Origin of the sequence: Martelella sp. NC20, from assembly GCF_013459645.1 — a bacterium.
Taxonomy (GTDB): Bacteria; Pseudomonadota; Alphaproteobacteria; order Rhizobiales; family Rhizobiaceae; genus Martelella.
In genome coordinates this window covers 138279-161711 of the sequence record NZ_CP054861.1, presented here as the reverse complement: position 1 = coordinate 161711, position 23433 = coordinate 138279, and the positions used below count along the sequence as shown (strand labels likewise).

The window sequence follows — 23433 nt, the reverse complement described above, 5'->3', positions numbered from 1 at the left end:
ATTGCACCGCTGAATCCTGGGCGCTTCCTGCACGCTCAGGCACCGGGTTGGGGGGTTCAGAATAAGGAAGCCGCCGCCCTCACGGAAAACGGCCATTTCAGAACGAAATGGTTACCGTTCCCATATGGTCCCGATCAGTGTTGCCTCCGGCGCAGCCTTGTGTGACGACGCAGCACTTTGCAAAGCCATCCGAGATGACGTCTTTCGGCAGATTGCGGCCGATAAAGACCAGCCGCGTCGTGCGCGGCTCTTCAGACTTCCAGGCGCGCTGATGATCGCCTTCGAGCAGCATGTGAACACCCTGGATGACATAGCGATCATCATCGCCGTCAAACGAGACAATCCCCTTCATACGCAGCAGATCGATACCGAAATTCTGAACGGTGGACTGAATCCAGGGAAAGAATTTTTCCGGGTCCATCGGGCGACCTTCGACGAGGGAAAAGCTGTTGATGTGGTCGTCATGCTCGTGATCATGCGCCTCGTCGAGGAATTCGGGTTCGACCTCGAGAACCCGGTCGAGGTCGAAAGCCTTGCGATCGAGAAGACTGGCGATATCAAGGTCGCAACGTTCCGAGCGCAGGATGCTGGCGGTTGGATTGAGCCGACGGATCCTGTCTTCGGCGGCGGTCAATACGCGCTCGTCGACGAGGTCGACCTTGTTGAGGACGATCGTATCCGCAAACGCGATCTGTTCCTGCACTTCATGCGCCTTATCGAGTTCGTCGAGAAAGTGCTTAGCGTCAACGAGGGTGATGATCGAGTCGAGTCGCGTTTTTGATCGGACGTCTTCATCGACAAAGAAGGTCTGAGCGACGGGTGCCGGATCGGCCAATCCGGTCGTCTCGATCAGAATGCCATCGAAGCGGCCACGCCGACGCATAAGGCTTTCTAGGATACGGATCAAATCGCCGCGAACCGTGCAGCAGATGCAGCCATTGTTCATCTCGAAAACTTCTTCGTCTGTATCGACGACAAGATCGTTGTCGATGCCGACCTCGCCGAATTCATTGACGATGACAGCGAATTTCTTGCCATGCGGCTCCGTCAGTATGCGGTTCAAAAGCGTTGTCTTTCCCGAGCCAAGATAGCCGGTAAGCACCGTAACGGGTGTTTTGGTATTGGCGATGCCAGCCATAATTGAGCCTCGTTCAAACTTGGCGATACGTTATAACATTATAATTATTGACTGATGTAATACCATTACATGCCCACTATCTGTCAATGCCAAGTGCGGCGGCGCAATGCCAACATGTCCAACGCAAGGAGGAATGGTTTGAAACAGCTTTACGAACCGGTTGCCGTAACGCTGCTGACCGGTTTTCTCGGCTCGGGAAAGACTACGCTGATCAATGACCTTGTCGGCGATCCCCGCATGGCCGACACAGCCGTCATCATCAACGAGTTCGGCGCCATCGCCATTGATCACGATCTGGTTCGCACCGGTTCGGAGCGCTACATGCGCACCACGACAGGCTGTCTCTGCTGCTCGGCCGCCAGCGACATCCGCACCTCGCTTTACGAATTGCACGAAGCCCGCATGAAAGGCGAGATCAGTTCTGTCGGCCGGGTCGTGATTGAAACCACGGGGCTTGCCGATCCCGCTCCGATCATCAATAGCGTGATCCCCGGTGGCGCCCCCGCCCTGGGGCTGCGCGACCATGCCGTTGCCCGCCACTTTTATCTCCAGAGCGTCATAACGACCTTCGACACGATTGACGGACGCTCCACGCTCGCAAGTTTCATCGAAGGCTGGAAGCAACTGGCCTTCGCCGACGAGGTGATCCTCACAAAAACCGATGCCGCCAGGGAAGAGCGGGACTGGGCGGCGGAGCTTGGCGTCCTCAATCCCGCAGCGCGCTTTCATGACCGGCACGCGCCCGGCTTCGACCTCGTTTCGCTTTTCGGCGCCACGCCTTACTCCGTCGCGCACAAGGCGGAGGATGTCGTAGGGTGGCTGGCTATGGAGCGTCTTTCCCCCCACCCCGAGCACGAACACGACCCCAATCGCCACGGCGACGAGATCGAGGTCTTCTCACTGTCGAGCGACGTCCCGCTTGATCCCGATGCGATCGGCATCTTGCTGGCCGTGCTCGTCAGTCCGCAAAACAGCGGTCTCCTGCGCATGAAAGGGCTGATCGCCGTCAGCGATGACCCCGAAAGGCCGATGGTGGTCCATGCCGTCCAGCACAAGATGGACCCGACCGTGCGCCTGCCGCGGTGGCCGGGCGAAGAGCGCGGCACACGGCTCGTTCTCATCGGCATGGATCTGCCGGAAAAGCAGATCCGCGAACTGTTCGCCGCCCTCACAGCCCGGTCTCAAAAAAGCAGGAGGAAGCCCGCTTGAGCAATGCATTTGTGAACCCGCTCGCGCCGAAAAAGCCAAGTGTCGTTGAGGCGGCTCGGAAAATCAAAAGCTGGACGCGCGAACTCCTTGAACTGGAGGACGCTGCCGTCGTCTCGACAAGCGAACTGGCCTGCCATCTTCCCGGCTGCCCGCCAAGGGAAACGGTGGTTCTGGTCATGCAACACAGGCAAAACACCGTTCAGTTTTCCATCCACAAAGCCATGATAGACGTCACGCGCGATGATGTTCGAAGGGCCGCGACGCACGAGGAGCGCTGAGGCTGCGCCTTGCGCATCCTGAGTCTGGCTTGCATTTCGCTTGCGTCAAATTGACAAGTTGCAATAAATAGCGGCTTGCATTCTTGTTCTGCGGAGATTGTGAGGCGCACTGCGCCTCGTCAGAACGGCGGGGAGGCTTGAGGCTTGCGGGGATTGAAGGCAGCATTGCGGGAGCTGGCGGCGGCACTGGCCGTGATCGCCGTCTTCGCGCTGTCCTTCGTTTATCAGCCCTACATGTCGGCCCTGACGAACCATGACGACAGTTCGCTTCTGGCGTCTTCCCAGACCGTTCTCTGCGGCAGCGGGCCCGCCGATGACGGCGGCTCAAGCCACGGCCCCTGCCATGCCTGCCGCCTGAAAGCCGCCATCCTGCCGCCGCCGCCGGACGAGGCCGTCCCGGCCTATACCCGCCTTGTCGCGCATCACTTCGCCGTTCAAGACGAAACGCCGTTCCGTGTCGTCCACACAGACCACTACAATCCGCGCGCACCACCGTTTGCAGTCTGATTTTGCAACCCGGCCATCACTGGCCCGAAAATCCAGACAATTGCAAACGGAGTATTTTCCATGAACGCTTTCATGAACCGGCTCGCATGGGCAGGCGCGCTCAGCCTTGCCGGCCTTTCCGCAGCCAACGCCCACATGACGCTCGGAACCGGCGAAGCCGCTGCCGGCGGCAGCTACAAGGCCGTCATCCGCGTGCCCCATGGCTGCGACGGCGCGGCCACGACCGAAATCCGGGTCAAGGTGCCGGAAGGCTTTTACAGCGTGAAGCCGATGCCGCATGCCGGCTGGCAGCTCGAAACCGTCATCGGCGCCTATGCCAACACCTACATGAACCACGGCACGCCGGTCAGCGAGGGCGTCACCGAGGTGATCTGGAACGGCGGCGAACTGCCGGATGCCTTTTACGACGAATTCGTGATGCGCGGCTCGCTCTCGGCCGACATTGCACCCGGCACGGTGCTCTATTTCCCCGCCGAACAGCTTTGCGCCGATGGCAGCGCCAATCACTGGACGGGCATGGGCGAGACCGGCGACGCCGAACCCGCGCCCAAGCTGACCGTCACCGCTGTTGAAGTCGGACAAGGCCATCACCATCACGGCGACCAAGAAGCCATGGCGCCGGAGCATGTCACGCTCGGCGATCTCGACATCACCGATGCCTTTGCCCGCGCCACATTGCCCGGCGCTCCGGTCGGCGGCGGTTTCCTCACGATCACCAACAATGGCGATACCGACGACCGCCTCATGGCCGCCTCTTCCGACGCCGCCGGCGAGCTGCAGCTTCACAACATGCGCATGGATGGGGAAGTGATGAAGATGTACCGGATGACCGATGGCATCCCGGTTCCCGCCCATGAAACCGTGACGCTTTCGCCCGGCGGCATGCATGTGATGTTCATGAAGCTCAACGGGCCGCTCGCCGAAGGCAGCATCGTCGACGTCGAGCTGACCTTCGAAAAGGCCGGCACGGTGACCGTGCCCTTCGCCGTGAAAAGCATCGCAGCGAAGGATGCCGGCCATTCCATGCATGGCATGGACCATGGCGCGATGGACCACGGTGACATGAAGATGGATGCCGGATCCCGGTAACCCCTCCCGCGCGAACGGCCGGACACGCTCCGGCCGTTCATCGTTTTCAACGCCGCGTCATGCGGCGGGCGACATGCCTGCTGCATGTATCGCTGTGGCAAGAGGCAGGATACCAGGATGAAAAATTTTCGACGCGCCCTGTGGGCCGCCATCGTCGTCATCTGCGCCGTGATCGGCTGGCTGGTCTATCAGATCGACGAGACCAACACGGCGATGATGCATGTCCCGATGGGACCGGACTTCACGCTGACCGCCGGTGACGGCTCGCAGATTACCGAGGCCGCCTTCCGCGAGAAGCCAACCGCGCTGTTCTTCGGCTTCACCCATTGCCCGGAGGTCTGCCCGACGACGCTCTACGAGCTCAACAACTGGCTGCACGAGGTCGATCCCAATGGCGACATGATCGACGCCTACTGGGTGACGGTCGATCCCGAACAGGACACGCCGGAGATGATGCGGCTCTACCTCGCCAACGTCACCGACCGCGTCACCGGCATTGCCGGCGATCCGGACAAGGTCCGCGCCATGGCGGACGGTTTCGGCATCTTTTACGAAAAGGTGCCGCTCGATCCGAACGACCCCGACGGCGACTACACGATGAACCATACGGCTTCGGTGTTTCTGCTGAACGATGGCGGCGTGCTGCAGAGCACCATCGCCTATCAGGAGGATCACGATACGGCCATCGAGAAGTTGAAGAGGCTGATCGACACCGACGATGGCTGAGTTGCGCCGAAACCGCGATCTGATCGGCGGTATCGTGCTGGCGTTCTTCCTGCTGTTCTCGCTGGCGCCGGCCGGTATCATGCCGGTTTCGACGCCGGAAGGCGTCAAGGTCGTCATTTGCACGGTGACCCTGCTGACCTTGGCACTCGGCACCCTAGGCCGTAAACCCATAAATGGGGTTCACATGGGTGCGATGACTTGATTCAATGGTTTCTGGAAAGGAGACCATTGATGCGCCGACGTTTTGACCTGACGGATTTCGAGTGGGCGGTGATCGAGCCGCTTCTGCCCAATAACAGCCGCGGCGTACCGCGGGTCGATGACCGCCGTGTGATCAACGGCATACTCTGGCGCTTTCGTACCGGCAGCCCATGGGCCGATGTTCCGGAACGCTATGGCCCTCACACCACCTGTTATAATCGCTTTGTCCGCTGGCGGCGGGCTGGTGTCTGGGATCACCTTCTCACGGCGATTTCTTCCGCCTTCGACGGCGATATTCAGATGATCGACTCGTCTTGTGTTCGCGTGCATCAGCATGGCGCCACCGGTAAAAAGGGGGCGCCAATCGAAGCATGGGACGTTCCAGAGGCGGCCTGACAACGAAGATCCACGCTCTCGTCGATGCCGATGGGCTGCCGATTGATCTTCGCCTCTCAGAAGGTCAGCATGCTGATTGTCGCTACGCCGAAGATCTGCTCACCAGACTTCATGCCGGAACGACGCTTTTGGCAGATCGTGGCTATGACACCAACGCCATCCGCGCCACGGCAACTCAGGCGAAGGCATTCGCCAACATCCCGGCGAAGCGAAACCGAAAAAAGACCTTCGCTTTCAGTTCGTTCCTCTATCGCTATCGAAACCTCGTCGAGCGGTTCTTCAACCGCATCAAAGAAGCGCGTGGAATTGCAACGCGTTACGACAAACGCGCCGACAACTATCTCGCGGCAATCAAGCTCTTCTCTGTGCGACTATGGTTAAAGCGTTACGAGTCTACGGCCTAGGATGCCAATCCGGTTTCGGCGCATTTCATTGCGGCGTTGATTTGCGAAAAGAGGTCGCTCACCTCTTCATCGCTTATCGAGATATGAAGATATCGTTCCAGAGAGGCAAATAGTCCGGATATCGAGTCGTTGCATCGCCTAAGAGCTGCCCCCGCCTCGACTTCGGTAATGCCCAGCCTCTGCGAAAGGAAGGTTTGCAGGATCTTCATCGCGTAAGGGTTTGGCAGGATAAACTCGGGCCTGGTATGCGGCCCGACCTGTCTCCAGGGCAGATCCGACGGCATGAGACGCAAGTCGATGCTCGCCTTGATGTTTTCGCTGGATGTGCCGATCAACAGACGGGCATTCTCATCCTCCAGCACCCATTTGCCTCGTTCGGGATGCCAGACGGCCAAGTCTCTTCCTTCGATGCAAACAGTGACCTGTCGGGACTCGTTCGGGTGCAGAAATGTTTTTGCAAATCCCTTGAGTTCACGCACGGCTCGACCGACCTGTTTTCCTTTTGCGTCCAGATAGATCTGGGATATTTCCGCGCCCGCAACATTGCCAATATTGGTCAGGGTGAACGATACGGAAATAGTTCCGTCGATGGAAATGCCATCACTGGAAAGCGCAGGCTGATCGTATCGGAATTGCGTGTAGCTTAAGCCGTGGCCGAATGGAAACAGGGGTCTTACTTTCCCTTTTAGATACCCCCTGTAGCCGACATGAATGCCTTCCGAGTAATAGTACTTATCGAGTTCGCCCGGATAGGACAGATGTCCCGGCACGTCCTCAAGCCTTTGCGGGAAGGTGACGGAGAGCTTGCCGGAGGGCGTGACTGCTCCCGAAAGCAGGTCGGCCACGGCGCCTCCCAAGGCCTGGCCGGGGTAAAAGCAGATCAGAAGAGCTGCGATCTTGTCGATCCAGGGCATTTCGACAGCGTCTGGACAGCTCAGGACAACGACAAGCCTGTCGCTGACGGCGGCCAGCGCCTCGATCATGTTATCCTGGCCGGGACCGAGACCGAGCGTGACGCGGTCCCGCCCCTCTCCATCGCCAAGACCTTCCGTAGACACGAAGGCAATGACCGCATCCGCCGCTGCAGCACATTCCAGCGTGTCTGCGTCCAAATCGGGCCGATGGCTGATCTTTACCTTCTCACCCAGCGATTTTCTCAATTCCTCCAGCGGGGCATCGATCATCGTGGGCAAGGTCGTGGCGCAACCAGATCCCTGAATCACCGGGGTCAACGCATCGCGCCCCACCACCAGAACGGATTGCACGTCACGCAGGGGAAGGAGGTTTCCCTCATTTCTGGCGAGAACGATCGAGGCGGCGGCCATGGCGCGTGCGCGTTGATGATGCGCCGCGTGATCACATCGCTCGACGGAATGCGCGCGGCCGCGTTCGATCCGGCCCAATAGGTCGAACATACGGGCACAGGCCTTGTCTGCGGCTTCCTCGGGAATTTCGCCATCCTCGAGCGCCTGTTCCAGCCGGGCAATGCGGCGCGGACTTTGAGGCATGTCGAGGTCGCAACCGGCCATCAGGGATGCCGGTCGATCCTTGATCGCGTTCCAGTCGGAGACGACAAGCCCGTCAAAGCCCCATTCATCCCGGAGAACCTCCGTCAGCAGCCAATGGTTCTGGGAGGCTTCGACTCCGTTGAGGAGATTGTATGACGACATCACTGTCCAGGGACGGCTCTCGCGAACAGCGATTTCGAACCCCTTGAGATAGATTTCCCGCAACGCCCTCTCATCGACGATGCTGTCCATGGTCATGCGTTCGTTTTCGCAATTGTAACAGGCAAAATGCTTCAGCGAAGCGCCAACGCCCTGGGACTGTATTCCACGGATGACGGACGCCGAAAGCTTGCCGGCCAGAAACGGATCTTCCGAGTAATATTCATAGGCGCGGCCGGCAAGCGGCGTACGACGGATGTTGATCCCCGGTCCCAGCAGAAGATCGACGCCCAAAGACCGGCATTCCCTTCCAAGCAGGATCCCGAGTTCCTCCATCAACGCCGTGTCCCAACTGTTTCCCAAGGCAGATCCATTCGGGAAACAGGTTGCCGGTTTGATTTCGCCCGCCGCGTCCTCGATCTCGCTGGCGCGCTGATTGACGGTGTTCAGAAAGGCATCCAGCTCTTCTCCCGGCGCAAGTTCACCGTCAATCTGCGCAATATCATACCTCAACCCATAAGTGCCGTCCGTCATGACCACCGGATCGATGCCCAGCCGCTGGAGCCTTGCGGACTTCCACATGCCGTTGCCAGACAGGAACGCGGCCTTTTCGGCTGCGGTCATGCTGGCAAGCAGCTCCGGGGCTCTTTTATCTTCCATGAGGTCAATAGAGGGCGAAGAAGGCATGTTCGGTTCCTGGTCTTGCGGGTTGGGCGCTGGGCGAGCGGTTCAGGATCGTTGTTTGCAGAGATCAACGAGCGCTGCCGGAAAGGCCGTCTTCAGGCGGCATCGTGTTGCCTTTCGATGGGCGCGGCTTCCCAGTCGGTTCGAAGCAGGGACATCAGGATGAGATCCATCCTCCGGCCATCCGGATAGCGCAGTGCGCTGCGCATCAGGCCCTCTTCGACGAATCCCACCTTGGAATAGAGATGCCTGGCACTCAGGTTGGAAGGCAGGACATCGAGCCATAGTCTGTCATTGTCGAGATCTGCAAAAACCTCTCCGGCGATGCATCGGACAAACTCGGTTCCAATCCCGCGATCCTCGGGATGGACGGCGATCCGGTTCAGATTGACCACGCCCATGCCGTCGTCATTCTGCCGCAGAACGGCAAAGCCAACCGGCTTGTCGCCGAACACCGCAATGTAATAACGGCATCCAGTCGTGCCCAGCTTCTTGGCATGAGCCTCCGCATCATAGGCGCCGACGCGTTCGGCATAACCGGGCTGCCGTTCGACTGTCATGATAAAGCCGATATCGTCGGCGGTTGCCCGACGGATGGCCAGATTTTGTTGGTCTGTCATTTTCTGTTTCTTGTGTTGCTTTGAATGGCCTGTCTCAAACGGAGCGCCTGGGCCTGACTTCGGCGATATCGGCGCTTTGCCAGCCATGATCACGGGTGAGATAGGAGATCTGGCTGTAGCCGGCGGCGCAAATGGCTTGCCGGGACTGTTCGAGCCCGACGCCAACAGTGTCCACGCCGTGACTGTCATCTCCGAAGGTGGCCGGAATCCCCATTTGTCTGGCGCGCGACAGAATTTGCGGCAGAGGATAGACTGGACCATAGCCATTGCGGAATGCCGCGCAGTTCACGTCTATGACGCCACCATATGCCTGGATCGCATCCAGAAGCCGTTCGATCTCCTTGGCGACCCGGTCGGAGAAGGAAAAGCCCGGCGGTTCGAATTTGCGCACCAGATCGAGATGGGCGACGATGTCGGGGCGCAACTGTTCGACCATGTCGGTCACGGATCGAAAATAGGCCAGTTGCAGCGCTTCCGTGCCGCCCAGATCTTCGGCCAGCCGACTTGTCTCCTGCGGGGAATAGTCTACCCATCGACCGTTGATGTCATGGACGCTTCCCACGACATAATCGAAGGGATGGGCGCTTTTCAGCGACAGCATCGCTTCGAGCCAGTTCTCCGGCGGCAATTTCTCGGTCTCGAAGCCGACCAGCAACTCGATATGCCGGGCATATTCTTCGCGCAATGCGAACGCGCGGATCACATATCCCTCAAACGCCCTGATCAGTCCTTCAATGCCGAGCCTTTCCTCGCCGGGATAGAGATCCTGTTCTCTGTAGCGCGGGCAATGTTCGCTGAGGCCGTAATGGGTGAAGCCTTCGTCAATGGCGGCCTGAACAACCTGCTGCAGAGAGGAGGAAGCGTGATCACAGAACTCGCCCGAATGCCCTCCGTGATAGCTGAACCAGACCATTGCCCATTTCCCCTGCGGCGCGTCAAATTACTCAAACACAAATACGATCAGGCGTCTTTCGCCGGCGAGCGATAGATCGAGCCCTTATAGTCTTCGATGTAGCTTTTCATCAGCGCCTCGACGGCCACGAACTCGGACACCACCTCATCCTGCCGGAAGTCGAGAACCGTGTAGCCGAGCAGTTCTTTTCCATGTTGTGGCGGCATGGACTCGTCGTGGGTAAGGAAACTTGATGCCGCCGCCCAGATAAAGGCCGGTCCGCCCTCGCAGCGCCGATCCAGAACTCTGTGGATGTGACCGACAATGACGGCCTTGATGGCGTGTTCCTCAATGAGAAGCCGCAGGCGTTGCCGCGCCGGCGCGGGAATGGCCCATGCGGGGCGATCCGGCTCGTCCCAGTGTTCCAGAAAAAGCGGCATGTGGGAAAAGAGCGCGAGTTTTCTCTCGCCGCGGCCCTCGGCGGCCTGTTCCAGTGATGACCACTGCGCGCTTTCCTCCGGGAGGCCTGTGGCGAGGATCTGGCTGTTGACGCCCAGCAATCGCCACCCGTCAACCGCGTCAGAATGCCAGTGCCAGGGGCCGAAATGCTTTTCCCATTGGGCAAGCCGGTCATTATCCGCCGGTTGCAGCGTGTCGCGGGCGATGTCGCCAACGTCATGATTGCCCGGCAGAACAAGAACCGGCGCCCGCAGCGCCGCGATGGCATCGCGCCCGAAGGCCCGGTCAGCGTCCAGCTTGGCGCCATCAAGGGTGAGATCGCCAAGCACCACAATGAGATCGATGTCGGATCGCTCATTCACGTGGCTTACAACCTTCTCCCAATTGGGAACGAAGACAGGTTTTTCAGTGCCGATATGCGCGTCGGCCAAAACAGCAATTTTCATGAAAATTCTTGCCTCAAGCAGGAAGGTCTACCCTCGAGCATTTCCGGTGAAATCGGGATCACTGGAAATGCTCCAGAAGAAATGCAAGGCGGCTCACAGCGGGGCCGCCTGAACGATGGTCAGAATAGACTCGACATTGAAGGCCAGCCGCTCGGCTTGCGCCTTCTTGGTCATCAGCCGGCGACCGTAGACGATGGAGCTGGTGGCGTGATTGGTCAGATAATAATAGCAAACAGAAGTAATGGTCAGGCTTAGCTGCACCGGATCGATACCGGGCCGGAACACGCCTTCCGCCACGCCTCGGGCGAGAACCTCCTCCACAAGATCCTGCGAATGTTCCGCGCCTTCCCGAAGTATCCGGGAATGGCGGAAATTCTGCGCCTTGAGCAGGTTTTCCTCATTCAGCAGCGTTATGAACTCCGGATGGTCCAGATAGTAGTTCCAGACAAAGGTCACGAGCTCGGCAAGCGCTTCGCGTGGCGGCAGCCGATCGAGCTCAAGCGCGGCCTCTGCCGCCCAGAGATCGAGATAGACCTTCTCTATGACCGCCAGGAACAGTTTCTCCTTGTTTCCGAAGTAGTGATAAAGCATGCGCTTTCCGATTTCGGCGCGCTCGGCGATTTCATCCACCCTGCCGCCTGCGAAGCCCTTCTCGGAGAACTCCAGAATTGCCGCCTCCAGAATGCGGTTGCGGGAGCGGTCCGGGCGCCGGGGATGGCGCGGAGCAGACGGTGTCTCCGTTTCAGGCACATCAGCGATATCGGGGGCATTCTTCATCTTGTCTCATTTCCATCGGCCACGCACACAAGCTCCACGCAACGGCTTGGTCATTTCCTGTTCCGCCTGATCGCGCGATTCTTGCTGCCATCAACATGGCAAAATGCCTCAAAAGTCGTCCTTCAGACCCGGCAGTCCTCTTCGCCGCCTTGCAGGCCATTCGCTGCCTGACAGGGTGATCGCCGCGTCGCCAAATTCCCCGATCAAGAGCCATTGGGACACTCGTTTCACCCGTTCTTTTCAGCTTCTCAAGGCTCGGTATATGTGACTGTATAGTTATTTGTCAATGTAAACCATTTGAATTCATTTAATAAATTTTTCTCAAAAGAGATACCCCTGTCATCGATCTGTCAACTTGGGTGCCTATAGAGACCTCACGAAAAGCGATCCGGCACAGTCCGGTGAGATCTGCAAAATCAAGTTGGAGCGACGCAATGAATGGTCGCGGGATCAAGATAGCCAATGTCAGGAAGCACTTTGGAGGAACGGAAATCCTCCAGGGAATTGATCTCGACATCCAGCCGGGAGAATTCCTGACGCTGCTTGGCCCGTCGGGATGCGGAAAATCGACCTTGCTGCGCATGATCGCGGGGTTCGAACAATTGAGTTCCGGCTCGATCCATATCGGCGCGCAGGAGATCACGCAGCTGCCCCCAAAGAAGCGCGACGTCGCCATGGTGTTCCAGTCCTACGCGCTCTATCCGCATATGAGCGTCGCGAAGAATATCGGCATGCCTCTGGAAATGAGCCGCCTGTCCTTTCGGCAGAGACTACCTGGTAGCCGGCTGCTCTCGCGGAAGGTCCGCCAGACGCATCGGGAGATCGCGCAGAGCGTCGCCAGGGTGGCGGGGCAGCTCGACCTTCAGCATCTGCTGGATCGCAAACCGGCGCAGCTGTCCGGGGGGCAGAGACAACGCGTGGCCGTTGGGCGCGCCATTGTCCGGCAGCCATCGGTCTTTCTCATGGATGAGCCGCTTTCGAACCTCGATGCCAAGTTGAGAATTCAATTGCGAGAAGAAATTTCCGATCTGCATCGGCGCACCGGCATCACATTCCTCTATGTCACCCATGACCAGACGGAAGCCATGGCGATGTCCAGTCGGGTCGCGGTGATGCAGGCCGGACGCATCGTGCAATGTGCAAGACCGCAGGACATCTACAATCGCCCCGCCGAGCTTGCCGTCGCTCGCTTTGTTGGCTCCGTCGCCATCAACGAATTGCCGGTGACGGTTGCCGACGGCGATATCCAGTTGGCGCGGACATGCCTCAATCTGAGCACATCCGATGCGCCGGACGGCGACTACATCCTCGGTCTGCGCCCGGAATCTCTGGATGCCGTCCCCCTGGGCGGCGAAGCGGATTTCACGTTGCCGCTCACGCATGTGGAGTTTTCCGGCTCGGAAGTCACGCTGCGTTGCGATGGATCGGCGCTTGGCGTCGAGCGGATCCGGATGCAGATGCGCGCCGAACGCTTCGAACGCTTGCGCAATGATGGCGGCATCAATGACAGGGTCGCGCTGCGCATTCTCCCGCAGAATGCCCTCCTGTTTTCAAGCGCGGGCCAATTGATGCCGGCGCCTCTCAGGATAATGGGCACAGACTGATGACCCACGCCCTCTCCGTTTCGAGCGAAGCCCCGCCTGCCGTCGCACCGATCGGCAAAAGCGATGGCGGAGGCTACAAGGCCTATGCCTATTACTTTTCCGCGCCAGCCTTCCTGTTGCTTTTTGCAACCGTGATCGCGCCGGTCATTGTCGTCTTCATCGTCAGCCTGACCGACTACAAGCTGGGGCGCGCTTCACTGTCCCTTGTCGGGCTGGGGAATTACGAAAGGCTCATCCGCGACCCCTATTTCTGGAACGCCCTGAAGAACAGCGCGATCTATACCTCGCTTGTGGTGCCCATCTCGGTCGGTCTGGCGCTGATACTGGCGGCTCTCCTCAACAACAGAACGCGCTCTCGCCGGTTTTATGAAATCATCTACTTCCTGCCGGTCACCAGCACGTTGACTGCCATGTCGATTGTCTGGAGCTACCTGCTGAACGGCAATATCGGCCCGCTGGCGACGCTGATGACGTCCCTGGGCATGAGGCCGTTCGATTTCTTTGCCGATAGCGATCTCGCCCTCATCGGGCTTGCCATTATCGGCATCTGGCATTCGCTCGGGTTCAACCTCATCCTGTTTCTGGCCGGGTTCACCACAATTTCAAAGGAATTGACGGATGCGGCCCAACTGGACGGGATCGATAATTTCTGGGATCGCATCCGCTACGTCATCTGGCCGCTGATTGCGCCGACAACCATTGTCGTGATCACCATCAGCTGCATTCAGGCCTTTCAGGCGTTTGATACCGTCGCCGTGTTGACCAATGGCGGTCCGTACGGCGCAACCGAGATGTTGCTCTACAAGATCAATCAGGACAGCTTTGTCGGCCTCAAGGCGGGATATGGCAGCGCCCTTACGGTCATCTACCTGGCCCTGATCGGCCTTTTCAGCATCTTCCAGGTTATGGCGAACAACAGGAAGGCGCATTTCTGATGGCTGTCCGCTTGTTTCGCCATACCAGGATCGTCGCCGTTCATGCCTTCCTGATGCTGACCGCCGTGCTGATGGTCTATCCCTTCTTCTGGATGTGGCGGGCGTCTTCCAAAAGTGCCGGCGCGATTTTCGGCGCCGTCTCCAATCCGCCGGCCGTCTGGGATTCGATTGCCGAGAACTACGGGCGCGCCCTGTTCGAGACGCCCCTTCTCCGTTTCATGCTGAATGGCCTGATCATGACGGGCGGGATTCTGATTGCCCAGATCCTGACAACAGTGATCTGCGCCTTTGCCCTGGCCAAATATGACTTCAAGGGCCGCAGGATTCTCTTTGCCCTTGTCCTGCTCAGCCTGGCTGTGCCGGCACAGGCGACGGCGTTGCCGATTTTCATCGTCCTGGCAAAGGTCGGGCTGCTGGACACCTATTTCTCGATGATGGTGCCTTACCTGACCTCGGGTTTCGCGATCTTTCTGTTCCACCAGTTCATCAAGTCCTTTCCGGACGAGATCCTCCTCGCTGCCCGTCTAGACGGCATGAGCGAGATCGAAATCGTGTTTCGCATCGTCATGCCCGCCATGCTGCCGGCGATCGCAGCCTTCGCGATTTTCTCGGTAACCTTTCACTGGAATGACCTTTACTGGCCGATGATCGCCATCCGGTCCGCAGATATGGCCCCTCCGACCCTGGGGCTGCTTTTCTTCCGCAGCCAGGGAGGGGGCGGCGACAGCTTCGGTCCCCTGATGGCATGCGCCACCCTCGTCACCGCTCCGCTCATTTTGGTTTCCCTTATCGCTCAGCGAAAGTTCGTCCAGGGCATCACGATGACCGGGGTCAAGTGAACTGGATCTGCCGGATCGCTCCGGCAGGGCCCGTGTTTTCCTCGCAACCCGCACACAACCATCCAAAGGAACTGCAATGCGTAGACTGAAAGCTACTCTGGCCGCGACGGCCACCCTGCTGTCGCTTGCTTTGCCAGCCTGGGCCGATGAGCCTGTCACTCTCACCTTCTACCATCCGCAACTGCCGTGGATCGGCAGCGTGATCGAAAGCTTCAATGCTACGCACACGGGCGTGGTGATCGAGGATCAGGCCCCGGCGGAGAACTACAGCGCGGGTGACCAGAATGTCATTCGCGGCCTGATGACCAATTCCGCCCCCGACGTCTACCTCGCCTCCTATTCCGGCGTCCCGAGCCTTGCGTCCATTCTCGAGGATCGCGGGCTTGACGTTTCCCTCTCCGGGTTCATGGAGGAGGAGGGCGAGGCCTGGGTCGAGCAGAATTATGCCGATGCCATTCTTTCCCTCGCCAGGGTCGGGGACGAGCAGTATGCGATGCCGTTCACCGCGTCCCTTCCCATTGTCTATGTAAACAAGGAAATGATCGAGGCGGCCGGCGGCAGCGTCGATGACTTCCCGACCACCTGGGACGGCGTGATCGAACTGGCTCAGAAGGTCAACCAACTGGGTGACGGCAGTATCGGCCTCAGTTTTTCCGTTGGCGGACTGAGCGATGACTGGTTCTGGCAGATGCTCGTCATGGCGTCCGGAAACAGCATGCTCAATGCCGAAGCAACCGGGATCGGCTTCGACAATGCAGCCGGAATGGAAGCTCTGCGCATCACCCAGGACATGGCGGTCAAGACCGATATGACGGTCTATGCCACGCCAACGCCCGCGACCCAGCAGTTTCTGGCAGGCAAAGTCGGCATGGTCGTCGAATCTCCATCTGAAATCGTCGGCTACGGCAAGGCGATCGGCGATCGCTTTACGATGCGCACTGTCAAATTCCCCTTGATTGATGCCGAAAACGGCGGCCTGCCGGCTGGCGGCGCGGCCCTGATGATGCTTGCTCAGGATGAAAAGAAACAGGCCGCCGCCTGGGAGTTCATGAAATACATGACCAGCGGCGAAACCCAGGCAAATGTTTCCAGGGCGAGCGGATACATGCCGACAAACAAGCAGACGGCGGAGGTTCTCAAAGACTTCTATGCCGAGAACCCGAACTTCCTGACGGCCTTCAGCGAAATGGATGCGGCCAGGCCCTGGTTTGCCTATCCGGACAACACGGCCGACGATGTCTGGAAGGGCGTTGCACCGGTTCTCGATCAACTGCAGCGCGGCAAGATCTCGCCGCAGGAGGCGATGACGATGGTGCGCGATCACGTCACTTCGGTTATGGCCAACAAGTAAGCTGGCATTGTTTTACGAATAGAAAAACAGCCGATCCAACATTAAAGCTCTGGCACGGCCAGAGCTTTTTTGCATTCACAATTTGTGGCCATGCCCGCCTCGGCTTGTCGCGGGGAAGCCGAACTGGATACGCGCCAGTTCAAGAGCGGTTAATCCGAACATTCGGGATCCTTCCCATCTTGCGATTTACGAACATGCTTCAACTCCGAAAACGAAGGCCTGGGCGTTTCAAAAGTGACGGCTACTTTCGGCGTGGCGTTTCGCCTGGTCGGAGAAGATCTGGCTCATGTCGACGCCGGTGCCGGTAATCCCGAAATCGCGGGCCCAGGTGCAAAGCATCTCAGCCGAGCCGCTGCCGTGATCGAGCACGCTGGCCCCTTGCTCCAGGCAAAGCACCTGTCCGAGCGTGTCATACTTGTCGGGGGGACGGGTTGTGAAGCCGGTGTTTGCGTTCCGTGATGTTGAAAATACGTAGACGTAGTTCTCGGTTTCGTCGGCTTCGGCCCTCCACACGGTTATTTTAGCTTTGGAGGGCCATGTCAGAACAAGTCAAGACAATGACTATTCCTGCTCGACTTCGTCATCGGCGCCACCGGTATGGCAGGCACGGTGAACGATCTTGTCCGCGGGCTGAACTGGAGCCCTCTGGCCACGATGCTGATGATCCTCGGGATCTATCTGGTTCTCGGCATGTTCATGGACACGCTGGCGATGATCGTACTGACCATCCCGATCGTCAGGCCGATCGTCATCGGTCTCGGCTATGCCCCGATCTGGTTCGGGGTGATGATGGTGCTGGTCGCCGAGACCTCGGTGCTGACGCCGCCCATCGGCATGCTGTGCTATGTTGTGCATGGCGTGCGGGGCAGGGGCGACTTGACCGATGTCTTCATCGGCGTGCCCCCCCCCTTCATCATTGCGCTGATGGCAATGATCGCACTGATGCTGGCCGTTCCGCTCCGTCTGCTCAAACTACCTTCAATTCAGCCCGCGCACGGGCAAGTCCAACTCCTGCCGCAATCGGCTCAACGATAGGCACGGCAATCAGGGGTGCGATCGCTCGGGCAGCGTCGGCCAACGGCCCCCCGCCGATCAGGATCACCTCGGCACCATCTTCCGAAATGGATTGCCGGCAGGCCAGCAGCAGAGCCTCGCGAAGGCGCGGTGGGTCGTGCATCACCTCCTCGGGGCCAGCGAGGCGCACGCAGATGAGGCTCTCGCCATGGCCGAGCCGAATGGCCCGCGAAATGATTGCCGCCTTCAGTCTGGGCGTTGTGGTCACAATGCTAAAGCGGCGCCCTCCTTGGGTCGCATCCCTCATTCCGGCCTCCGCAATGCCGGTTACAGGGATGGCAATTCTGGCGCGAAGCCGGTCGAGCCCCGGGTCGCCGAAGCCCGAGATCAGCACGCCGTCAAACTCGCCCCCACCAAGCTCTTCACCGCGCGCGATGACCATTTGTGCGGCGGCCTCGAGCGCTGCTTCATCGGCGACGATCATGGGACCAGCCGGGGCGGTGAAACCTGTGAAGACAATATCGGGACCGGCGGTCTCCGATGCTATCTCCGTCATGCGCGCGGTGGTTTCTTTGTTTGCATTGGGGTTAAGAAGCGCAATACGGATCACGCAGGCACACCCTCCACCCGGATGCAGGCCACTGTCCTGTTTCCTGCAATGTGCCCCAGGGGCGGAATGCCGGCCCGACACGCCGCCGATGCGAGAGGGCAACGCGGCGAGAACGCGCAACCGGGCGGCATATTGGCCAAATCCGGCGGCATGCCCGGTATGGCCTCGATGCGCTGCCCCGCCATGGCGCCGTGGATGGTCGAGGACAGCAGTCCCCTGGTATAGGGGTGGGCGGGAGACTTCAGCACTTCGGAGGCCGTCCCGGCTTCGATAATGCGGCCAGCATACATGACGGCGATCTGGTCCGAGATTTCGGCAGCCACGCCAACGTCGTGGGTGACGAAGATCGTGGCCATGCCCAGTTCCTTCTGCAACTCCCGGAGGAGAAGAATGACCTGAATCTGGACAGTGGCGTCGAGGGCTGTGGTCGGCTCGTCGGCCAGCAACAGTTTGGGTGAACAGGCGAGCGCCAGCGCGATCATGGCGCGCTGGCGCATACCGCCGGACATTTCATGCGGATAATTGTCCAGCCGCGATTTTGCCGATGGGATGCGGACCAGTTCCAGCATATCGAGGGCGCGCGCATAAGCGGCATCCCAGGACACGCCTTTGTGGCGCACGACCGTTTCGGCGATCTGCCGGCCAATGGTGAAGACCGGATCGAAGGCCAGCATCGGTTCCTGGAAAATCATTGCTACGCTGCCGCCGCGATAATTGGCCAGGTCATTGCCTTTGAGGGAAAGCACGTCTTTGCCTTCCATTGTGATGGACCCGGTCATGGTCGTCCGCCTAGGCGGCAGGATGCGCAGCAGGGCACGCATGGTAACGCTCTTGCCGCTGCCCGATTCCCCGATCAGGCCGAGAACTTCCCCACGCCCGAGATTGAAGGATATTTTGTCGAGGGTGGTGATCATCCCCCGTTCGGTCGGGAACTGAACAGTCAGGTCTCGCACCGAAAGGAGCGGCGCGTGTGGCGCGGGCGCGGTCATGCGGGTTCTCCTTCGACCCAGTAAGGCGATTGCGCATCATTGCGATGGCACGCTGCGACATGCTCCTCCCCGGCCTCGTATAGCTCGGGAGCAGTGCTTGAACAGGTTGGCCGGGCCAGAGCGCAGCGCGGGTGGAAACGACAGGCGGCCGGCGGGTCAATGGGGCTGGGCGGATCGCCTGACACCGGAGCGGCCTGCGTCCGGTTCTCGGGGTCGAGGCTCGGCATGGAAGCAAGAAGTGCCCGTGTATAGGGATGGGACGACCCGGCGAACAGCGTCTCGGACGGCCCATATTCGACGACCTTGCCGAGATACATCACCATGACATTGTCGCTGATATAGCGCACCACGTTCAGGTCATGGGAGATGAAGATATAGGTAAGGTTCAGCTCTCGCTTCAGATCGATCAGCAGGTTCAGCACCTGCGCTTCGATGGATTTGTCGAGCGCCGAGACTGACTCGTCGAAGATCACCACCTTTGGTCCCAACGCGAGAGCCCGGGCGATGTTGACGCGCTGGCGCTGACCGCCCGAGAGTTCATGCGGATAGCGACCGGCGAAGCGGGCGGGATCAAGCCCCACGCGCTCGAGCAATTCATAGGCATGGCGCCGCGCCTTGTCGGCAGCCTCGCCATGCACGAGCGGCCCGAACATGATCGAGGCCTCGATGGTGAGGCGCGGATTGAGCGAAGCGGAGGAATCCTGGAACACCATCTGCACCTGACGGCGGAAGGCCTTGGTTTCAGCCGCCGATCGGCCGACTGGCCGATCATTGTACAGGATGTCGCCTTGATCCATATCGATCAAGCCCATGATGAGACGGGCTGTCGTCGACTTGCCGCAGCCGGATTCTCCGACGATGCCGAGCGTCGTGCCTTCCGGTATGCGGAAGCTGACATCGGACACGGCCTGCACCGTCTTGGGTGGACGGCCAAAGCCGCCGCCGGACACCGGAAAATGCTTGGTCGTTCGTGCGATTTCGAGAATGTAGCGAGGGGAGCTTGGGGTCTGTTCCATCATTTGACATCCATGGCGCTGCGCAGTCCGTCGGACAGCAGGTTGAAGCTCAGGGAGACGATGAAGATCATGACGCCCGGCAGCGCGGCGATCAGGGGCTGACTGTAGATGGCGTTTCGCAGCGTATTGAGCATCAGGCCCCATTCCGCGGTTGGGGGCTGCGCGCCCAGTCCGATAAAGGAGAGGCCCGCCGCCAGAATGATCGAGACCGAGAGGAGGCTCGAGGCATAGACCAGCACCGGCCCCATGATGTTGCCCAGGATATGGACGCGGATGATGGTCAAGGCAGCCGCCCCACTGGCGCGTGCCGCCTCGACAAAATCAAGCGAACGCACCTGTGTCGTGGCGCTCTCCGAAATCCGGATCAAAGGAGGAATCAGCACGACGGTGAGCGCAAGGAGCGTGTTGAAAAAGCCTGCGCCAAGCGCCCCGGTGACGGCAACAGCGAGAAGAACCGAGGGAAAGGCGAACAGGATATCGGCAGCGCGCATGATGATCGCATTGGTCAACCCGCCGGCAAAACCGGCAATGGTGCCGAGGCTCCCCCCGATCAGCAAAGCCATCACGACCGGCAGTATGCCCATTGTGAGCGACATGCGGCCGCCATAGAGCAGGCGCGTGAGCATGTCGCGTCCCAGTTCGTCCGTGCCCAGGATATGGCCGGGCGTGCCAACTGGCTTCAACCGGCTGGTCACGCTGCCGATTGATGGATCGCTCTGCGCGATAAGCGGGGCGAATACGGCTGCGAGGATCATTGCCACAAGAACGGCAAGGCAAATCATCGAGACGGCGTCGCGGGAAAGTCTCTGCCACACGCCGGCCCAATAGCCGCGAGAGGCGATGATGACCTTTCGGTCATCGACTGCAATAGCTGTGGTGGTCATGCGCGTTTCATCCTTGGATCGAACAAGGGCTGGACAATATCGACCAGCAGGTTGAGGGCGACGAAGATCAGCGCGAGCACCAGAATCGTTCCCTGCAGAAGCGGGATGTCGCGCTGGAGGATAGCGGTATTGAGCAGCAGCCCGGTTCCGGGCCAGGAGAAGACTGTTTCGACGAGGATGGACCCGGCCATGAGATAGCCAAGCTGGACCCCGATCACCGCAATGGCGGTTGGGGCGGCGTTCTTGACCACATGCAGGAAGATCGTACCCTGGTTCAGACCCTTGGCTTCGAGTGCGGTCACGAAGTCCTTGTTCAGCGTGTCGGCCACCAGCGCCCTCACCGAGCGCGTGATAATGCCGGCGGGCATGGCGGCGAGCGTCAATGCCGGGAGTACCATGAAGCGCAACCGGTCGACGCCCCAGGCTTCGCCCGCGCCCATGGCGGGCAACAGGTTGAGGTTTACAGAAAAGACGACGACCAGAACGATGCCCAGCCAGTAATGTGGCACTGAAACCCCGGAGATGGCGACAGCCGAAGCCAGTTTGTCGATGACGGTCCCATTCCAGTAGCCGGCCACGGTCCCGAGCACCGTACCGACGACAAAGCCGATAGTGGCCGCGACCAGCGCCAGAACCAGCGAATAGACAAGGGCGTTGGCGATTTCGGTGACGACGGGCCGGCCCGTTGCGATCGATGTCCCGAAATCACCCCTCAGTACATTACCGAGCCAGAAAAGATATTGGGTCGGGAGGGGTTGATCGAGGCCATATTTGGTCATTGTGGCATTGATTAGCGCCTGATTGGCATCAGATGGCAGCACGAGGGAAAGGGGGTCCCCCGGTGCCATATGAACCAGAAGAAAACAGATGACGCTGACCGCCAGTGTGACCGGTACTGCATAGGCGACGCGTTCCAGGATGTAGACGAACATGCTCAGGCTCCTTCTCAATGGGGGAGCAGTCCCACCGGCACGCCGGCGGGCCGGGAGTGCTACTCGACGGTGACCTTGGTGAGGTCGATGAACCAGTTCTGCGGCTGCACGAAGCCCTGGACCCTGGTCGACATGGCGCGCGGCGCCACATCATGGGCAACGAACAGGAACAGCGCCTCGTCGACCATCTTCTCGTGCATCGCCTGGATGGTGGCGAGCTGGGTCTCGGGATCGAACTCGTTGCGAACGGCGTCGATGAGGCCGTCCATTTCCGCATCCTCGTAATAGCCCCAATTGGTGCCATTGGGGGCGATGAGGCGGCTATCGATATGCCGCATCAGTGCGGTGAATGGATCCTGGCTGAAATAGGAGCTGTTTGTGGAGGTCGCCCCGTCGGTGGAGGGATCTTTCGCGCCTGCGCGCCAATTGGCCAGAAGAGCGTTCCAGTCCCGGACATCGAATTCGACATTGATGCCGATTGCCGCCAGGTTCTGTTGGATCAACTCGTTCATCAGCATGGGCTGCATCTGGCCTGAGCCCGATGGAGAGATGATCGCTTTGACCGTCAGGGGATTGGCGGGGGAATAACCGGCCTCGGCCATCAGGGTCAGAGCGGCATCGGGGTCATAGGTGACCCTGAATTGGGGCGTGCCGAACCAGTCGCTGGTGGGGGGGGACCATGCCCTCGGCTTCCACCATCATGCCGCCAAGCAATTCCTTCATGCCTGCCCGGTCGATCGCCAGATTGGCGGCCTTGCGGACGCGGATGTCGGCCCAGGGGGAGTCTTCGAGCAGTGAAAAGTGCCATGGCCAGACATGGGGATAGACATTGAAGGTGATCTCGAACCCGGCGCCACGCAGGCTGTCTATGGCGTCAGACGGCGGCGCCTCGATCCAGTCGACCTGGCCCGAGCGCAAGGCGGCAACGCGGGCGGAGGGGTCGGGAACAGGTAGCAGTACCAGCTTGTCGAGGGTGGAGATGCGCGCCTCGTCCCAGTATTCGGTATTGGGAACAAGTTCGACACGTTCGCGCGGCACATAGGTCTCGACCTTGAAGGGGCCGGTGCCCGAGGGGCTATGCAGGAAGGCGTCCCAACTGCCGCTCACTTCCCATTGAGCCGGGCTTGACATGGCGATCCAGGCGATCTGATAGGGGATCAGCGCCTCGGGCGCGCTTGTGGTGATCTGCAGGGTGAGATTATCGATGGCTTCATAACCAACGATTGAGGGAATACGTCCGCGACCCTGCGCCGCCTGGCGCTCGTCGAACTGGGGAGCCTCCGCATCGAGAATCTTACCGAGATTCCAGACCACGGCATCGGCATTGAAATCGGAACCGTCATGGAACGTGACGCCAGGCCGCAGCTTGAATGTCCATTTTGTCAAGTCGTCAGGATCGACCGACCACTCGGTGGCGAGCGAGGGCACCAACGTCACCGGCTTGTCGGCCGAGGACAGGTCATAGCCGACCAGCGAGTCGAAAACCGTGTAGCCCATGAACCGCATGCCTTCGGCACCTTGGTCGGTCTGGCCATTCGGCAGGGGAATATCCGAGGCCGTCATGGCGATGCGCAGAGTCCCCTGGGCCCGGCCGGGCAGGCTGGGGGCGAGAAGAAGGCTGGCGGTAACCACCGGCAGCAATGCCAATCGGGAGATGCTTCTTCCTGCGGATGATGTGAGAGAGGTAAGTCTCATGCTTCGTTCCTTTTGAACATTGCTGGGTCCATTCCCAGTTACGGTATAAGAAGCATTTTTCATGCCACATA

The 23433-nt window shown here is 59.6% G+C and carries 24 protein-coding genes and 1 pseudogene; 12 read left to right on the top strand and 13 right to left on the bottom strand.

Annotated features, from left to right (window positions below; translation table 11 throughout):
* Positions 1-97: 97 nt before the first annotated feature.
* Positions 98-1138 carry a CobW family GTP-binding protein gene (locus tag HQ843_RS00790; RefSeq protein ID WP_180900270.1) on the bottom strand — a complete coding sequence of 347 codons (1041 nt, stop codon included), beginning with the start codon at positions 1136-1138 and terminating at the stop codon, positions 98-100.
* Between the two features lie 138 nt (positions 1139-1276).
* Here HQ843_RS00790 and HQ843_RS00785 point away from each other — a divergent pair, with 138 nt between their 5' ends.
* From HQ843_RS00785 to HQ843_RS00755, 7 genes are all read left to right on the top strand, one after another.
* Complete coding sequence (locus HQ843_RS00785) at positions 1277-2347, top strand: CobW family GTP-binding protein (protein ID WP_246710243.1); 1071 nt, start codon at positions 1277-1279, stop codon at positions 2345-2347.
* Positions 2344-2625, top strand: a complete 282-nt coding sequence (locus HQ843_RS00780; protein WP_246710242.1) for a hypothetical protein — start codon at positions 2344-2346, stop codon at positions 2623-2625. The genes HQ843_RS00785 and HQ843_RS00780 overlap by 4 nt, the downstream gene beginning before the upstream one ends.
* A 144-nt stretch (positions 2626-2769) precedes the next feature.
* Positions 2770-3132, top strand: a complete 363-nt coding sequence (locus HQ843_RS00775; RefSeq protein ID WP_180900272.1) for a hypothetical protein — start codon at positions 2770-2772, stop codon at positions 3130-3132.
* A gap of 60 nt (positions 3133-3192) precedes the next feature.
* On the top strand, positions 3193-4221 hold the full coding sequence (locus HQ843_RS00770; RefSeq protein WP_180900273.1) for a DUF1775 domain-containing protein: 1029 nt from the start codon (positions 3193-3195) through the stop codon (positions 4219-4221).
* Between the two features lie 117 nt (positions 4222-4338).
* Complete coding sequence (locus HQ843_RS00765) at positions 4339-4947, top strand: SCO family protein (protein WP_180900274.1); 609 nt, start codon at positions 4339-4341, stop codon at positions 4945-4947.
* Positions 4940-5149, top strand: a complete 210-nt coding sequence (locus HQ843_RS00760; protein ID WP_180900275.1) for a hypothetical protein — start codon at positions 4940-4942, stop codon at positions 5147-5149. Before HQ843_RS00765 ends, HQ843_RS00760 begins: the two co-directional genes overlap by 8 nt.
* Positions 5150-5175: 26 nt before the next feature.
* A protein-coding gene (locus tag HQ843_RS00755; protein ID WP_246710122.1) for an IS5 family transposase occupies positions 5176-5948 on the top strand; the annotation gives its coding sequence in 2 pieces (ribosomal slippage) (positions 5176-5506 and positions 5506-5948; 774 coding nt in all).
* Here the strand turns inward: HQ843_RS00755 and HQ843_RS00750 are convergent.
* From HQ843_RS00750 to HQ843_RS00730, 5 genes are all read right to left on the bottom strand, one after another.
* Complete coding sequence (locus HQ843_RS00750) at positions 5945-8302, bottom strand: glycoside hydrolase family 3 C-terminal domain-containing protein (RefSeq protein ID WP_246710241.1); 2358 nt, start codon at positions 8300-8302, stop codon at positions 5945-5947. The genes HQ843_RS00755 and HQ843_RS00750 overlap by 4 nt on opposite strands.
* A 92-nt stretch (positions 8303-8394) precedes the next feature.
* Entirely contained in the window at positions 8395-8919 is a 525-nt protein-coding gene (locus tag HQ843_RS00745; RefSeq protein WP_180900277.1) for a GNAT family N-acetyltransferase, read from the bottom strand.
* Positions 8920-8953: 34 nt separating this feature from the next.
* Positions 8954-9832, bottom strand: a complete 879-nt coding sequence (locus HQ843_RS00740) for a histidinol-phosphatase (protein WP_180900278.1) — start codon at positions 9830-9832, stop codon at positions 8954-8956.
* Positions 9833-9879: 47 nt separating this feature from the next.
* Positions 9880-10716 carry a metallophosphoesterase family protein gene (locus HQ843_RS00735; protein WP_180900279.1) on the bottom strand — a complete coding sequence of 279 codons (837 nt, stop codon included), beginning with the start codon at positions 10714-10716 and terminating at the stop codon, positions 9880-9882.
* A gap of 93 nt (positions 10717-10809) precedes the next feature.
* Positions 10810-11493, bottom strand: a complete 684-nt coding sequence (locus HQ843_RS00730; RefSeq protein ID WP_180900280.1) for a TetR/AcrR family transcriptional regulator — start codon at positions 11491-11493, stop codon at positions 10810-10812.
* A gap of 434 nt (positions 11494-11927) precedes the next feature.
* Between HQ843_RS00730 and HQ843_RS00725 the strand changes: the two genes are divergently transcribed.
* The 4 genes from HQ843_RS00725 to HQ843_RS00710 all read left to right on the top strand — a co-directional run bounded on the left by HQ843_RS00725 (position 11928) and on the right by HQ843_RS00710 (position 16222).
* On the top strand, positions 11928-13097 hold the full coding sequence (locus HQ843_RS00725; RefSeq protein WP_180903374.1) for an ABC transporter ATP-binding protein: 1170 nt from the start codon (positions 11928-11930) through the stop codon (positions 13095-13097).
* On the top strand, positions 13097-14032 hold the full coding sequence (locus HQ843_RS00720) for a carbohydrate ABC transporter permease (protein WP_180900281.1): 936 nt from the start codon (positions 13097-13099) through the stop codon (positions 14030-14032). The genes HQ843_RS00725 and HQ843_RS00720 overlap by 1 nt, the downstream gene beginning before the upstream one ends.
* Complete coding sequence (locus tag HQ843_RS00715; protein ID WP_180900282.1) at positions 14032-14871, top strand: carbohydrate ABC transporter permease; 840 nt, start codon at positions 14032-14034, stop codon at positions 14869-14871. Before HQ843_RS00720 ends, HQ843_RS00715 begins: the two co-directional genes overlap by 1 nt.
* 76 nt (positions 14872-14947) lie before the next feature.
* The gene (locus tag HQ843_RS00710) at positions 14948-16222 is read left to right on the top strand and encodes an ABC transporter substrate-binding protein (protein ID WP_180900283.1); all 1275 of its coding nucleotides are present in this window, start codon (positions 14948-14950) and stop codon (positions 16220-16222) included.
* 228 nt (positions 16223-16450) lie between these two features.
* Here HQ843_RS00710 and HQ843_RS00705 read toward each other — a convergent pair whose 3' ends face one another.
* Entirely contained in the window at positions 16451-16735 is a 285-nt protein-coding gene (locus HQ843_RS00705) for an SAM-dependent methyltransferase (protein ID WP_180903372.1), read from the bottom strand.
* A 54-nt stretch (positions 16736-16789) separates the two neighbouring features.
* On the opposite strand from HQ843_RS00705, the gene HQ843_RS00700 reads away from it, so the two are divergent.
* Positions 16790-17257, top strand: coding sequence for a TRAP transporter large permease subunit (locus HQ843_RS00700; protein WP_371824626.1), 468 nt, complete (start codon positions 16790-16792; stop codon positions 17255-17257).
* Here HQ843_RS00700 and HQ843_RS00695 read toward each other — a convergent pair.
* From HQ843_RS00695 to HQ843_RS00670, 6 genes and pseudogenes are all read right to left on the bottom strand, one after another.
* Complete coding sequence (locus tag HQ843_RS00695; RefSeq protein WP_180900286.1) at positions 17190-17846, bottom strand: aspartate/glutamate racemase family protein; 657 nt, start codon at positions 17844-17846, stop codon at positions 17190-17192. The genes HQ843_RS00700 and HQ843_RS00695 overlap by 68 nt on opposite strands.
* Entirely contained in the window at positions 17843-18835 is a 993-nt protein-coding gene (locus HQ843_RS00690; RefSeq protein ID WP_180900287.1) for an ABC transporter ATP-binding protein, read from the bottom strand. The genes HQ843_RS00695 and HQ843_RS00690 overlap by 4 nt, the downstream gene beginning before the upstream one ends.
* Positions 18832-19854, bottom strand: coding sequence for an ABC transporter ATP-binding protein (locus HQ843_RS00685; RefSeq protein ID WP_180900288.1), 1023 nt, complete (start codon positions 19852-19854; stop codon positions 18832-18834). The genes HQ843_RS00690 and HQ843_RS00685 overlap by 4 nt, the downstream gene beginning before the upstream one ends.
* Entirely contained in the window at positions 19851-20735 is an 885-nt protein-coding gene (locus HQ843_RS00680; RefSeq protein WP_180900289.1) for an ABC transporter permease, read from the bottom strand. The genes HQ843_RS00685 and HQ843_RS00680 overlap by 4 nt, the downstream gene beginning before the upstream one ends.
* A complete protein-coding gene (locus tag HQ843_RS00675; protein ID WP_180900290.1) occupies positions 20732-21667 on the bottom strand; it encodes an ABC transporter permease in 936 nt (311 codons plus the stop codon). Before HQ843_RS00675 ends, HQ843_RS00680 begins: the two co-directional genes overlap by 4 nt.
* A 59-nt stretch (positions 21668-21726) precedes the next feature.
* Positions 21727-23362, bottom strand: a pseudogene (locus HQ843_RS00670) (ABC transporter substrate-binding protein).
* Positions 23363-23433 lie beyond the last annotated feature (71 nt).